The sequence below is a fragment of the Streptomyces liliifuscus genome, from assembly GCF_016598615.1.
Taxonomy (GTDB): domain Bacteria; phylum Actinomycetota; class Actinomycetes; order Streptomycetales; family Streptomycetaceae; genus Streptomyces; species Streptomyces liliifuscus.
Genome location: NZ_CP066831.1, coordinates 3,286,317 through 3,299,971, shown reverse-complemented (window position 1 = coordinate 3,299,971; position 13,655 = coordinate 3,286,317). Strand labels below are relative to the sequence as shown.

8 protein-coding genes and 1 pseudogene are annotated in these 13,655 nt (G+C 70.4%); 4 read left to right on the top strand and 5 right to left on the bottom strand.

Going from position 1 to position 13,655, the window contains the following annotated elements; all coding sequences use genetic code 11:
* Window positions 1-17: 17 nt before the first annotated feature.
* The 5 genes and pseudogenes from JEQ17_RS13830 to JEQ17_RS13815 form a co-directional block, all read right to left on the bottom strand.
* Window positions 18-1,085, bottom strand: coding sequence for an ABC transporter permease (locus JEQ17_RS13830; protein WP_200395547.1), 1,068 nt, complete (start codon window positions 1,083-1,085; stop codon window positions 18-20).
* A 58-nt stretch (window positions 1,086-1,143) separates the two neighbouring features.
* A complete protein-coding gene (locus JEQ17_RS13825) occupies window positions 1,144-2,982 on the bottom strand; it encodes an ABC transporter substrate-binding protein (protein ID WP_200395546.1) in 1,839 nt (612 codons plus the stop codon).
* A gap of 379 nt (window positions 2,983-3,361) precedes the next feature.
* Window positions 3,362-7,201, bottom strand: coding sequence for an AAA family ATPase (locus tag JEQ17_RS13820; RefSeq protein ID WP_407700149.1), 3,840 nt, complete (start codon window positions 7,199-7,201; stop codon window positions 3,362-3,364).
* 429 nt (window positions 7,202-7,630) lie between these two features.
* Window positions 7,631-7,711, bottom strand: a pseudogene (locus tag JEQ17_RS50865) (SCO5717 family growth-regulating ATPase); the annotation flags it as partial.
* Between the two features lie 400 nt (window positions 7,712-8,111).
* The gene (locus JEQ17_RS13815) at window positions 8,112-8,408 is read right to left on the bottom strand and encodes a DUF397 domain-containing protein (RefSeq protein ID WP_151481659.1); all 297 of its coding nucleotides are present in this window, start codon (window positions 8,406-8,408) and stop codon (window positions 8,112-8,114) included.
* A 299-nt stretch (window positions 8,409-8,707) separates the two neighbouring features.
* Here JEQ17_RS13815 and rpsO point away from each other — a divergent pair, with 299 nt between their 5' ends.
* The 4 genes from rpsO to dapB all read left to right on the top strand — a co-directional run bounded on the left by rpsO (window position 8,708) and on the right by dapB (window position 13,650).
* Window positions 8,708-8,995, top strand: a complete 288-nt coding sequence (gene rpsO / locus JEQ17_RS13810; protein ID WP_019075416.1) for a 30S ribosomal protein S15 — start codon at window positions 8,708-8,710, stop codon at window positions 8,993-8,995.
* 280 nt (window positions 8,996-9,275) lie between these two features.
* Window positions 9,276-11,492, top strand: a complete 2,217-nt coding sequence (locus JEQ17_RS13805; protein ID WP_200395544.1) for a polyribonucleotide nucleotidyltransferase — start codon at window positions 9,276-9,278, stop codon at window positions 11,490-11,492.
* Window positions 11,489-12,868, top strand: coding sequence for a M16 family metallopeptidase (locus tag JEQ17_RS13800; RefSeq protein ID WP_200395543.1), 1,380 nt, complete (start codon window positions 11,489-11,491; stop codon window positions 12,866-12,868). The genes JEQ17_RS13805 and JEQ17_RS13800 overlap by 4 nt, the downstream gene beginning before the upstream one ends.
* 29 nt (window positions 12,869-12,897) lie before the next feature.
* Window positions 12,898-13,650, top strand: coding sequence for a 4-hydroxy-tetrahydrodipicolinate reductase (gene dapB / locus JEQ17_RS13795; protein ID WP_055615911.1), 753 nt, complete (start codon window positions 12,898-12,900; stop codon window positions 13,648-13,650).
* Window positions 13,651-13,655: the final 5 nt, after the last annotated feature.

The following is a 13,655-nucleotide window of genomic DNA, read 5'->3' as shown; positions in this document are numbered from 1 at the left end:
GTCCGGGTCCGTCGTCGTCATCGGCCCACCCTGGGGTCGAGCAGCGGATAGATCAGGTCGGCGAGCGTGTTCATCACGATCACCGCGGCGGCGAAGACGAAGAACAGCCCCTGCACCAGTGGCAGATCGGGCACGCTCAGCGCCTGGTAGAAGAGCCCGCCGAGGCCCGGCCAGGAGAAGACCGTCTCGACCAGGATCACGCCCGCGACGGTCCGGCCGAGGTTGATGAAGATCAGCGTCATCGTCGGCAGCAGCGCGTTCGGCACGGCATGGCGACGGCGTACGAGATCGTCCCGCAGGCCCTTGGCCCGCGCGGTCGTCAGATAGTCGCTGCCCATCTCGTCGAGCAGCGCCGAGCGTGTGACGAGCAGCGTCTGCCCGTACTCGACCGCGACCAGTGTCACCACGGGCAGGACCAGATGATGGGCGACATCGAGAACGTACGCGAAACCCTGTTCGTCGCCGGACTCCATGCCGCCCGTCGGGAAGAGACCGGGGATCGGCCCGATGCCCACCGCGAAGACGATGATCAGCAGCAGTCCCAGCCAGAACGACGGGATGGAGTAGAGGGTCAGCGCGAGCCCGGTGTTGATCCGGTCGCCGAGCCCGCCGTTGCGCCAGGCCGCCCGTGTGCCGAGGAAGACGCCGAGCACGGTGTAGAGCACGAACGAGGTGCCGGTGAGCAGCAGCGTGTTCGGCAGGGCCTCGGTGATCTTGTCGAGGACGGGCGCCCGGAACTGGTACGACGTGCCGAGATCGCCGGTCAGCGCCTTGCCGCAGTAGTCCGTGAACTGCTCCCACATGGGCAGGTCGAGCCCGAACTCCCGCCGGTAGGCGGCGAGTTGCTCGGCCGAGACCTGGCGTCCGCCGGTCATGAACTTCACCGGGTCGCCGGGGATCAGCCGGAAGAGGAAGAAACTCGTGACGAGGACGGCGAGCAGCGAGACGGCCGCGCCGCCCAGCTTGCCCGCCACGTACCGCGGATATCCGGCGGTGGCGCTCGCCCGTGGTCGGCGGGCCGACGGTCCGGCGGAGGCCGGACCCTCGGTCTTTCCGACCAGCGGGGGTGTCGCTTCAGCGGTCATGAACGGTTCTCAACTCTCGATCACTCCCGACTGGCTGACTGTGCGCGGTACCGGGCCGCTACTCGCGGTCCTCGGCGGTGGCGCGGTGGCGCATCGCGAAGAACACCCCGAGACCCGCCAGGACGACGACACCCGCGACGATGCCGATGATGACGCCTGTCTGGCTGGAGTCGTCGGAGGACTCGCTGGCGGCGGCCGGAGTCGCCGACCACCAGCTCCAGTAGCCGTCCTGGCCGTAGATGTTGCCCGCGGCCTCCGGCATCTTCGTGATCGACGCGATCTGGTCGGTGCGGTAGGCCTCGACCGCGTTCGGGTACGCCATGACGTTCATGTACCCGGTGTCGTACAGCCGCGACTCCATCCGCTTGACGATCTCCGCCCGTTTGGCGGGGTCGTACTCCGCGAGCTGCTGCGCGTACAGCTCGTCGAACTTCTTGTCGCAGATGAAGTTGTCGGTCGCGCCGATGTCCTTGGGCGTCGCCGGGAGCGCGGAGCAGGTGTGGATGGAGAGGACGAAGTCGGGGTCGGGGTTGACGGACCAGCCGTCGAAGGCGAGGTCGTACTCACCCGCCAGCCAGGGATCGCTCACGTTGTCCCGGCAGTCGAGCTCGACGCCGATGCCGAGCTTGCCCCACCACTCCTGAAGGTACTTCCCGACCGCCTTGTCCTGCGGGTCCGTCGCGTGGCAGAGGACGCGGTAGGTGATCGGCTTGCCGTTCTTGCCGACGAGCTTGCCGTCCCCGTTCTTCGAATAGCCGGCCTCCTTGAGGAGCTGGGCCGCCTTCTCCGGGTCGTACGTGATCTTCTGGCCGTCGGACGGCTGCCAGTAGTACGTGGAGAACCGCGGCGGGATGTAGCCCTCGCCCTCCTCCGCGTGGCCCTGGAAGACCTTGTCGATGACGGTCTGGCGGTCGACGGCCATGAACAGGGCCTGGCGGACCCTCCGGTCGAGCAGTGACTCGTGGCCGTCACCGAACTTCTCGCCGTCCTTCGACTGCGCCCCCGGATTGGTCGCGAGCGCGTAGAAGCGACGCCCCGGCGCGTCGTTGACCGTGACGTCCGCCTGACCCTTCAGCGCCGCCGCCTGCGCGGGTGTGAGCCCGGAGACGAACGACACCTCGCCCTTCTGCAGGGCCGCGACCGCCGCGTCACCGTCCTTGTAGTACTTGAACACCAGCTCGTCGAACTTCGGGGCCCCGCGCCAGAACGACTTGTTGGGCTTCAGCCGTACGTAGCTGTCGGCCTTGTAGCCCGTCAGGACGAACGGGCCGTTGCCGACGACGGGGAAGGACTTGTCGTTGTTGAACTTCGAGAAGTCGTCGACCTTCTCCCAGACGTGCTTGGGCACGATCGGCACGTCCAGCGCGGCCATGGTGGCCTGCGGCTTCTTCAGCTCGATGACGAGTTTCGTGGGGCTCGGCGCGGTGACCTTCTCGAAGTTCGCGACGAAGCTGCCGTTCGCGGTGGCCGCGCCCTCGTCGGTCATCATCGTGTTGAACGTCCACGCCGCGTCCTCGGCGGTGGCCTGTTTGCCGTCGGACCACTTGGAGTTGTCGCGGATCGTGTAGGTCCAGGTGAGCTTGTCCGCGGAGGGTTCCCACTTGGTGGCCAGACCCGGGATCGCGTGGTTGTCCTTCGGGTCGTAGTTGGTCAGGTACTCGTACGTGAGCCGGTGAATGCTGGTACTGACCAGGCGCGCCGCGAGGAACGGGCTCAGCGAGTCGACGCTCTGCGCCACCGCGACCGTGAGCACCTTCTTGCCGTCCGCCTCGGCCTGCTGGGGCGCGGGGTTGAGCGGGGTCACGAGACCGACCGTGAGGGTGAGGGCGGCAGCGCCGGCGGCCGCGAGGAGGCGGAGGACAGTGCCTCTCGCGCCGTACTGGTCGTGTGTGTCCATGGGTCGCTGACCTCGCGTCATCACTCGCACGGAGATGGGCTGTTGGCCTGCTCGATCCGGTGACCGCGGCCGGGCAGATGTGAGTGTCTATCAGCGCTGGTCGGCACCCGTCAACGGCCCGGGAACCCCGTGTGGCCTGCGGAAATAACGAGTTGACGCTGATTTCACGGCCATTGGTCCATACCGGTGAAGGGGCCCTGGTCGGAGCGTGGCGGCAGGGAACGTGGCTGGTGTGGCGGCGTTTTGGGCCGCGGCGGGCGGGGCTCGTCCGGGAGGTGTCCGGGGTACGCGAAGGGCCCGCGCCGTGGGTTACGGGGCGGGCCCTTCGCAGTGGAACGGGAGCGGCGAGTTCGGCCGTATGGGTTACGGGTGACGCCGGTTACTGATGGGGCGGCGGAGGCGGCGGGGTCTGACCCTGGGGGGCCTGAGGGTCCTGCGCGCCCTGGTCCGGATGCGGGGGCTGGTAGGGCTGCCCCGGCTGGAACTGCTGGCCCGGTGCCGGTGCCGGTGCGGGGGCGTTGGGGTTGAAGGGCTGGCCGGGGGCGACCGGGGCCGGGGGCTGCTGGAAGGGGGCGCCCGGCTGGGGCTGACCCGGCTGACCGGGCTGCTGGCCAGGCTGGGCGGGGGCGGGCTGGGGCTGCCAGCCCTGGGGGGCGGCGCCGGGGTGACCCTGGTGGCCGGGCTGGCCGGGCTGAGCGTGCTGGCCGGGTTGGGCGTGCTGCTGCTGAGGTGGCTGCGGGTAGCCGCCGGGCTGCTGCGGGGCGCCGTGCCCGTGCGGGGGCTGGGCCCCGGGCTGCGGATACGGCTGGCCCGGGTGCTGCTGCGGCGGATAGGGCTGACCCGGCTGCGCGTGCGGCTGGCCCTGCTGGGGGATCTGACCGGGATACGGCTGGCCCGGCGCGGGCTGCCCCGCCATCGGCTGTCCCGGCATCGGCTGGCCGGGCAGGGGCTGGCCCGGCATCGGAGGGGCGGCGACCGGCGGCGGGTTGCCGTCCGACGTCCACAGGCCCTGCGACTGCTGGTGCCGCGCGATGTCCTCGGCGACCAGCGCCGAGAGGTTGAAGTACGCCTCGCGCACCTTCGGCCGCATCATGTCGAGATTGACCTCGGCACCGGCCGCCAGATGCTCGTCGAACGGCACGACGATGACGCCCCGGCACCGCGTCTCGAAGTGGCTGACGATGTCGTCCACCTTGATCATCTTGCCGGTCTCGCGCACCCCGGAGATGACGGTCAGGGACCGCGACACCAGATCCGCGTACCCGTGCGCCGACAGCCAGTCCAGCGTCGTACTGGCGCTGCTGGCACCGTCGACGGACGGCGTCGAGATGATGATGAGCTGGTCGGCGAGGTCGAGTACGCCCCGCATGGCGCTGTAGAGCAGACCCGTACCGGAGTCGGTGAGGATGATCGGGTACTGCTTGCCGAGCACGTCGATCGCGCGCCGGTAGTCCTCGTCGTTGAACGTCGTGGAGACGGCCGGGTCGACGTCGTTGGCGATGATCTCCAGACCGGAGGGCGCCTGGGACGTGAACCGCCGGATGTCCATGTACGAGTTGAGGTACGGGATCGCCTGGACGAGGTCACGGATGGTGGCCCCGGTCTCCCGGCGCACACGGCGGCCGAGCGTGCCGGCGTCCGGGTTGGCGTCGATGGCGAGGATCTTGTCCTGCCGCTCCGTGGCGAGCGTGGCGCCGAGCGCGGTGGTCGTGGTCGTCTTGCCGACACCGCCCTTGAGACTGATGACGGCGATCCGGTAGCACGACAGCACCGGCGTACGGATCAGTTCGAGCTTGCGCTGCCGCTCGGCCTCCTCCTTCTTCCCGCCGAGCTTGAACCGGGAGGAACCGGCGTTGGGCCGACCGCTCTTCGCCTTCTGCTTCTTGTTGTTGAGCAGCCGGTCCGACGACAGCTCCACGGCCGCCGTGTAGCCGAGCGGCGCCCCCGGATTGGTCGGCTGCCGCTGATCGTGCTGCACGGGCTGCGGCCAGGCTGTGCCGGTACGGGGGTCGACGGGGGCCTGCTGACCGGGCTGGTGCTGCGGCTGCTGGGCCTGGCCCTGAGGTTGGGCTGGGGCCTGGTGAGCCTGCGGCTGGTGTGCCTGGTGCTGCGGCTGCTGGGCCCCCGGCTGGGGTACGCCGGGCTGGCCTGCGCCCGCGTTCGGCTGGTGCGGTACGGGCGGCTGCTGGTGGGGCTGCCCCTGCTGGGGGAACGGCTGAGCGGCAGGCGGCTGCGCGCCGGGCTGGTGAGGCGCGGGCGCCTGCTGCGGGGCTGGCGCCTGGGGCGCGGGAGCCTGGGCCTCGGCGGCCGGCGGCTGCGGGAATCCGTAACCTCCCGGCTGGGCAGGCGGGTTGGGCGTCCCGGGCTGCGGGAATCCATAGCCCGTTCCGGCTCCGGCGTCGGCTCCGGCCGGCTGGTTGGGCACGTGCGGCACCGCGGGATTGGCGGCGGGCGCGGCGCCGGGCTGCGGGAACCCGTAACTGGGTTGCGGGCCGGGGGCGTTGGGTGTGCTCGGGGCGGGGGTGCCTTGCGGGGGGAACCCGTAACCGGCGGGCGGCTGTGCTGGTGCGCTGGGCTCGCTCTGTGCCTGGGCGCCGGGCTGCGGGCCGGGCGGGTTGGGCGTGCTCGCGGCATTGGCTCCCTGCGGGGGGAACCCGTAACCCGCGGGCGGCTGCGCAGGCGCGCTGGGCTCGCTCTGAACCTGAGCACCCGGCTGCGGGAATCCGTAACCGGGAGCCTGCGCCGGGGTGTTCGGCGCCGCCGGAGCGGGCTGGGCCGGAGCCGGCTGCTGGGGCGGCGTGGGAAGGCCCGGCTGCTGGAGGCCGTAGCCGTCCTGGGGCGCCCGCGGTGCCTGGGGCGCCGGGGGAGTGGGCTGGGCGGCAGCGGGGCCGGACTGCGGGAATCCGTAGCCGCCTTGGGGCGCCGGGGGCGGGTTCTGCTGCGCGGGCGCAGGGGCGGGCGCGGGCGCCGGTTCGGGAGTCTGGGCCGGAGGCGCGGTCGTGGGTCCGGGCTGCGGGAAGCCGGGAGAGGCCTGCGCCGCGGGGGCCGCACCGGGGACGCTGTCCTGAGGCTCCGGAGTCGTACGGGGAATGCTGTCCTGCGGGCCCGGAGCCGTGCCCGGGGCGCTGAACTGCGGGAATCCGTAGCCGCCCGGCTGCCCGGGAGCCGCCGGAGCAGCGGAGGCCGGCGCCGGCGGGGGTACGTCAGCGGCGGGCGACGCGGTTGCGGAAGCAGCGTCGGCCGCGGCAGGCGTACCGGGCGCGACGGGCCAGGGCGACGGCGAAGGCTGGGGAGCCTGCGGCTGGAAGGGCTGCTGTCCCTGCGGCGGTACGGACGGCTGAACCGGGGCGTCAGCCGCAGACGGCCCGCCCCCCTCACTCTCCGCGGACGCGGGCCACTGAGCGGCCGAAGCGGGCGCGGCAGGCTGGTACGAGGGCGGCAACGGCGGAAGCCCGCCCTGCGGCACCGGCGGCGGAGCCCACGCGGGAGGCGTGTCCTGCACGGCGTCGGCCACGTCCGCGACGGGCTCGGGCACTACGTCCTGGGGCTCCGCGTCCTGCGGCTCCGCATCCTGAGGCCCGGCGTCTTGCGGCTCGGCGTCCTGAGGCTCTGCCTGGCTCGCGGGCGGAGCATCCTCCGGCTCAGAGCCCGAGCCAGAGGCAGAGCCCGAGTCCGCGGCCGTCTCCGGGGCCGCATCTCTCGGCTCCGCGTCCTGGGGCTCGTCGTCCGCCGCGGGCACGGCATCGCTGACGTCGACGGAGTCCTCGGCGTCGACGTCAACCTGGTGCAGCTCGACGACCCCGGCGGAGTCGTCCGCGACGGCGTCGTTGTCTTCGTCGGTCGCGTCGGTTGTGTCGGTCGTGTCGACCTCATCCGACGCGTCGGCCTGACCGGAAGCCGCGGCCACGTCTTCGGAGGCCGCCACCTCGGCTCCCTCGTCAACGCCGTCCACGTCGTCGGCATCGGACTCGCGCCCGAACGCCACCTCGACGACCTCCGCGTCGGCACCCGTGTCAGAGGCCTCGTCGGAGTTCTCGTCCGAATCCTGGGCGTCGTCGTCGTCGACGGCGACCTCGTCCGAAGCCGCGGCTTCGGCATCGGCCCGCTCCGAGAGCTCCCGCTCCGAGACCTCCCGCTTCACGGCGACAGCGGAGATCCGCATGGTGGCGCCACTCTCGATGTCCCCACTGTCCTCCTCGGTCTCACCCGGAGACGTCACCGGCGGAGCCTGGAGGTTCGGCAGATTCGGCAGACCGGCGGGACCCGCGGCGGGCGGGACAGGAGCCGGGGCCTGAGGCTCGAACCCACTCCCCACGGGCAACCGCGGAACGGCACCCGGACCACCGTCAGGAGTGGAGGGAGGAAGGGGCGAGGGAGGAACAGCAGCGGGCGGAGCGAAAGGAGCCCCAGGAGCGAACGTAGGCACGGAAGCCGGTGAAACCGCAGGCGCCTCGGGCGCCCCCGCACCTGCCCCCGGAGCCGGAGCCGGAGCCGCACCCGCAGCCCCGCCCCCCTCGGACCCGTCCGAGCCGTCCGCCTCGTCGGACTCCTCCCCGACCGGAGCAGACGAAGCCGCCTCCGAACTCCCCGACGCGTTCTGCGTGTACCAGGCGGGAGGGGCGTAGTCGATGGTGAACTCGCCCGTCGTCTCGACGGCGGACTCCGCGTCGGACTGGTCATCGCCGGGTGTGGCCCAGCCCCCGCGGATCCCGTCCCGATCGCTGTTCACAATTCCTCCTGGTGTGGTCGAGCACCCTCATACCGAGCTGGGGCGACCGTTCCGATCGTCCGAGGCCTTCCGTCGCGCCCCGGCTCCCCCTGTCCGACGCGGCGGCCCCGTCCCCGGGTTCTGCTGCCGCGCCCACCCCAGCCTAATCACCACAACCACCCCCACGGCAGGCCCGTCCACCCCTCCGGTCCCACCCACTACGTCACACCCTGCGCAGAAGTGACGTATGAACGGCCTTGTATGGACGGCAAAGTGGACAAAAGCGCGCTTAAGAAGCGCGAATCCACTCCTCCGTGCAGCGCTCGGACCCAACGAGGCGGTACCGCGACACAACAAAGGGGACCGGTGGCATACAAGCCACCGGTCCCCGCGCGCTCGAAGGCGACTGCGCGTCGCTCCGCTACTCCGCCGAAACCCCGCCGTTGTGCGGCGCCGGCTCCAGATCGAACTCGCCGTCCCGCGCCCCCAGCACGAAGGCCCGCCACTCGGCCTCCGTGTACCGCAGGACCGTGTCCGGGTCGAGGGACGACCGCATGGCCACCGCACCCCCGGGGAGGTAGGCGATCTCGACCCGCTCCTCGTGTTCCTCCGTACCCGGCGCGCTCTGCCATTCGACGCCCGAGATGTCGAGGGCGTAGAGCTCGTCCTTCTCCCGCTCCTTGCGCGCCTTGACGTCCTTGTCCTCTGCCTCGGCCATGACGAAGCGACCCCTTCCCGACGTACGCGTCCGACGTACGGCCCCGACCTGACGAACGAACTGTCGCGTCACCCTACTGGGACCGCCCCTGGCCTCCCCGGACTCCCGGAACCCCGGTAAGCGGGACCCCCACCCCCTGGTACCCTGTGTGACGGCCGTATGTGTACGCACCCCCGGACCGCCCCTCAAGGGCCCTGGAGGACGCGCCCAGCGGATCCCCGCCTCCCGAGTTACGGAAGCTCCCCTGAGATGTGGACCAGGGGCACTCGGTGGCTACTCAAAGACTACGAGGAGTACGCGTGTCGCTCGACGCCGCAACGAAGAAGCAGCTCATCACCGAGTTCGGTCAGAAGGAGGGCGACACCGGCTCCCCCGAGGTCCAGGTCGCGATGCTCTCGCGCCGTATCTCGGACCTGACCGAGCACCTCAAGACCCACAAGCACGACCACCACTCCCGTCGTGGTCTGCTCATCCTGGTCGGTCAGCGCCGTCGCCTCCTGCAGTACCTGGCGAAGAAGGACATCCAGCGCTTCCGTGCGCTGGTCGACCGCCTGGGCATCCGCCGCGGTGCGGCGGGCGCCAAGTAAGACGCCGTGAAGGGAGCGGTTCCCACTCTTAGGGGGCCGCTCCCTTTGCTGTACGTGCGGAGTGTCACCGCACCTTTGTAGTGTGGTAGCACAACGCAATATCACGAGGATGAAGTGCACCTCGCCGCCGCCGGTCCTCGGTAGTGGCTCCCGGGCGATGCGAACCCCGGGTGCTTCGATCGAAGACCGGCCCGCACCAGAAGGCGCGCTTCTCCGCCCACGTCCCCCCGCCACACGGGCGGATCGGGACAAAAGACGAAAAGTATCGGAGAAAACGCTAGTGGAGAATGAGACCCACTACGCCGAGGCCGTTATCGACAACGGAACCTTCGGCACCCGCACCATCCGCTTCGAGACGGGCCGCCTGGCCAAGCAGGCCGCCGGCTCCGCCGTGGCGTATCTGGACGACGACACCATGGTGCTGTCGGCCACCACTGCCTCCAAGAAGCCCAAGGAGAACCTCGACTTCTTCCCCCTCACGGTGGACGTCGAGGAGCGCATGTACGCGGCCGGGAAGATCCCCGGTTCCTTCTTCCGTCGTGAGGGCCGGCCCTCTGAGGACGCGATCCTCACCTGCCGCCTGATCGACCGCCCGCTGCGCCCGTCCTTCAAGAAGGGCCTGCGCAACGAGATCCAGGTCGTCGCCACGATCATGGCGCTCAACCCCGACCACCTGTACGACGTCGTGGCGATCAACGCCGCCTCCGCGTCCACCCAGCTGGCCGGTCTGCCCTTCTCCGGCCCGATCGGCGGCGTCCGCGTTGCGCTGATCAACGGCCAGTGGGTCGCGTTCCCGACGCACACCGAGCTCGAGGACGCCGTCTTCGACATGGTCGTCGCCGGTCGCGTCCTGGAGGACGGCGACGTCGCGATCATGATGGTCGAGGCCGAGGCCACCGAGAAGACCATCGCCCTGGTCGCGGGCGGCGCCGAGGCTCCGACCGAGGAGATCGTCGCCTCCGGTCTGGACGCCGCGAAGCCCTTCATCAAGGTGCTCTGCAAGGCCCAGGCCGACCTCGCCGCCAAGGCCGCCAAGCCCACCGGCGAGTTCCCGGTCTTCCTCGACTACCAGGACGACGTCCTGGAGGCCCTGACCGCCGCGGTCAAGAGCGAGCTCTCCCAGGCGCTCACCATCGCCGGCAAGCAGGACCGCGAGGCCGAGCTGGACCGCGTCAAGGAGATCGCCGCCGAGAAGCTGCTCCCGCAGTTCGAGGGCCGCGAGAAGGAGATCTCCGCCGCGTACCGCTCGCTGACCAAGTCCCTGGTCCGTGAGCGCGTCATCAAGGACAAGGTCCGCATCGACGGCCGTGGCGTCACGGACATCCGTACGCTCGCCGCCGAGGTCGAGGCCATCCCGCGCGTGCACGGCTCGGCGCTGTTCGAGCGTGGCGAGACCCAGATCCTGGGCGTCACCACCCTCAACATGCTCCGGATGGAGCAGCAGCTGGACACCCTTTCCCCGGTGACCCGCAAGCGCTACATGCACAACTACAACTTCCCGCCCTACTCCGTGGGCGAGACCGGCCGCGTCGGCTCCCCGAAGCGCCGCGAGATCGGCCACGGCGCTCTCGCCGAGCGCGCGATCGTCCCGGTCCTGCCCTCGCGCGAGGACTTCCCGTACGCGATCCGTCAGGTGTCCGAGGCCCTCGGCTCCAACGGCTCGACGTCCATGGGCTCGGTCTGCGCCTCCACCATGTCGCTGCTCAACGCCGGTGTGCCGCTGAAGGCCCCCGTCGCCGGTATCGCCATGGGCCTGATCTCCCAGGAGATCAACGGCGAGACGCACTACGTCGCCCTCACCGACATCCTCGGTGCGGAGGACGCCTTCGGCGACATGGACTTCAAGGTCGCCGGCACCAAGGAGTTCGTGACCGCCCTCCAGCTCGACACCAAGCTGGACGGCATCCCGGCCTCCGTCCTGGCCGCGGCCCTCAAGCAGGCCCGTGACGCCCGCCTCCACATCCTCGACGTGATGATGGAAGCGATCGACACGCCGGACGAGATGTCCCCGAACGCCCCGCGGATCATCACGGTCAAGATCCCCGTGGACAAGATCGGTGAGGTCATCGGCCCGAAGGGCAAGATGATCAACCAGATCCAGGAGGACACCGGCGCCGACATCACGATCGAGGACGACGGCACCATCTACATCGGTGCCGCCCAGGGCTCGCAGGCCGAGGCCGCCCGCGCCACGATCAACGGCATCGCGAACCCGACCATGCCGGAGGTCGGCGAGCGCTACCTGGGCACCGTCGTGAAGACGACGACCTTCGGTGCGTTCGTGTCGCTGCTCCCGGGCAAGGACGGTCTGCTGCACATCTCGCAGATCCGCAAGCTCGCCGGCGGCAAGCGCGTGGAGAACGTCGAGGACGTCGTCGGCGTGGGCTCCAAGGTCCAGGTCGAGATCGCCGAGATCGACTCCCGCGGCAAGCTCTCCCTGATCCCCGTGATCGAGGGCGAAGGCGACGATGAGAAGAAGGACGACACCGACAAGTGACGTCGAGTAGCTCCACGGCGACGGCCCGCACCTCCTCGGAGGCGCGGGCCGTCGCCCGTACCCAAACCCTGATCAAGGGCACCAACGGCATCGGCACGGTCCGTAAGACCACCCTCCCCGGCGGCCTGCGCATCGTCACCGAAACCCTGCCGTCGGTCCGCTCCGCGACCTTCGGCATCTGGGCCCACGTCGGCTCCCGTGACGAGACGCCGACTCTGAACGGCGCCACGCACTACCTGGAGCACCTCCTCTTCAAGGGCACGCAGAAGCGCAGCGCCCTGGACATCTCCTCCGCCATCGACGCGGTCGGCGGCGAGATGAACGCGTTCACGGCGAAGGAGTACACGTGCTACTACGCACGCGTGCTCGACACCGACCTCCCGCTCGCCATCGACGTCGTCTGCGACATGCTCACGGGCTCGCTGATCCTCGAAGAGGACGTGAACGTCGAGCGGGGCGCGATCCTCGAAGAGATCGCCATGACGGAGGACGACCCGGGCGACTGCGTGCACGACCTGTTCGCGCACACCATGCTCGGCGACACCCCCCTCGGCCGCCCGGTCCTCGGCACGGTCGACACCGTCAACGCCCTCACCGCGGACCGCATCCGCCGCTTCTACAAGAAGCACTACGACCCGACCCACCTCGTGGTCGCCGCCGCCGGAAACGTCGACCACAACAAGGTCGTACGCCAGGTCCGCGCCGCCTTCGAGAAGTCGGGCGCCCTCAGGCAGCCGGACGCGGCTCCGATCGCCCCGCGCGACGGCTCCCGCACCATCCGTACGGCCGGCCGTGTCGAACTCCTCGGCCGCAAGACCGAGCAGGCCCACATCGTGCTCGGCATGCCGGGCCTGGCCCGCACGGACGAGCGCCGCTGGGCCCTGGGCGTCCTGAACACCGCGCTGGGCGGCGGCATGTCCTCCCGCCTCTTCCAGGAGGTCCGCGAGAAGCGCGGCCTGGCCTACAGCGTGTACTCGTACACCTCGGGCTTCGCCGACTGCGGTCTCTTCGGTGTGTACGCGGGCTGCAGGCCCAGCCAGGTCCACGACGTGCTGAAGATCTGCCGCGACGAACTCGACCAGGTCGCCGAGCACGGCCTCTCGGACGACGAGATCGGCCGCGCCATCGGCCAGCTCCGCGGCTCCACGGTCCTCGGCCTGGAGGACACGGGCGCGCTGATGAACCGTATCGGCAAGAGCGAGCTGTGCTGGGGCGAGCAGATGTCCGTCGACGACATGCTGACCCGGATCGCCTCGGTCACCCCGGACGACGTACGGGAGGTGGCCCGCGAGATCCTGGGACAGCGGCCCTCGCTGTCGGTCATCGGCCCGCTGAAGGACAAACAGGCTTCCCGTCTGCACGAAGCGGTCGCGTAACCCTCCGAATCCGGTAAGGAAGCAAGAAGATGAGCAAGCTGCGCGTGGCGGTCCTCGGTGCCAAGGGCCGTATCGGATCCGAGGCCGTACGAGCGGTCGAGGCGGCCGAGGACCTGGAACTGGTGGCCGCCCTCGGCCGCGACGACAAGCTGGAGACGCTGGTGGACGCCGGCGCCCAGGTCGTCGTCGAACTCACCACGCCCGCCTCGGTCATGGGCAACCTCGACTTCTGCGTCCGCCACGGCATCCACGCCGTGGTCGGTACGACGGGCTGGACCGACGAGCGCCTCGCGCAGTTGAACACCTCGCTCGCCGCGTCACCGGAGACGGGCGTGCTCATCGCCCCGAACTTCTCCATCGGCGCCGTCCTCACGATGAAGTTCGCGGAGGTGGCCGCGCCGTACTTCGAGTCCGTCGAGGTCATCGAGCTGCACCACCCGAACAAGGTGGACGCCCCGAGCGGCACCGCCCACCGCACCGCCCAGCTCATCGCCGCCGCCCGGCAGCGGGCGGGCAGCGCCGCGCAGCCCGATGCCACGGTCACGGCCCTGGACGGCGCCCGCGGCGCGGACGTCGACGGCGTCCCGGTGCACTCGGTGCGCCTGCGTGGTCTGCTGGCCCACCAGGAGGTGCTGCTCGGCGCCGAGGGCGAGACCCTCACCGTCCGCCACGACTCCCTCCACCACAGCAGCTTCATGCCGGGCATCCTGCTCGGCGTCCGCCGCGTCGTGGACACCCCGGGCCTCACCTTCGGCCTGGAACACTTCCTGGATCTGAAGTAACCGCC

Excerpts from the sequence above, each read along its gene's own strand:
- dapB (WP_055615911.1), top strand. The coding sequence starts at position 12,898 with ATGAGCAAGCTGCGCGTGGCGGTCCTCGGTGCCAAGGGCCGTATCGGA.
- JEQ17_RS13825 (WP_200395546.1), bottom strand. The coding sequence starts at position 2,982 with ATGGACACACACGACCAGTACGGCGCGAGAGGCACTGTCCTCCGCCTC.
- JEQ17_RS13830 (WP_200395547.1), bottom strand. The coding sequence starts at position 1,085 with ATGACCGCTGAAGCGACACCCCCGCTGGTCGGAAAGACCGAGGGTCCG.
- JEQ17_RS13815 (WP_151481659.1), bottom strand. The coding sequence starts at position 8,408 with ATGGCCGAGGCAGAGGACAAGGACGTCAAGGCGCGCAAGGAGCGGGAG.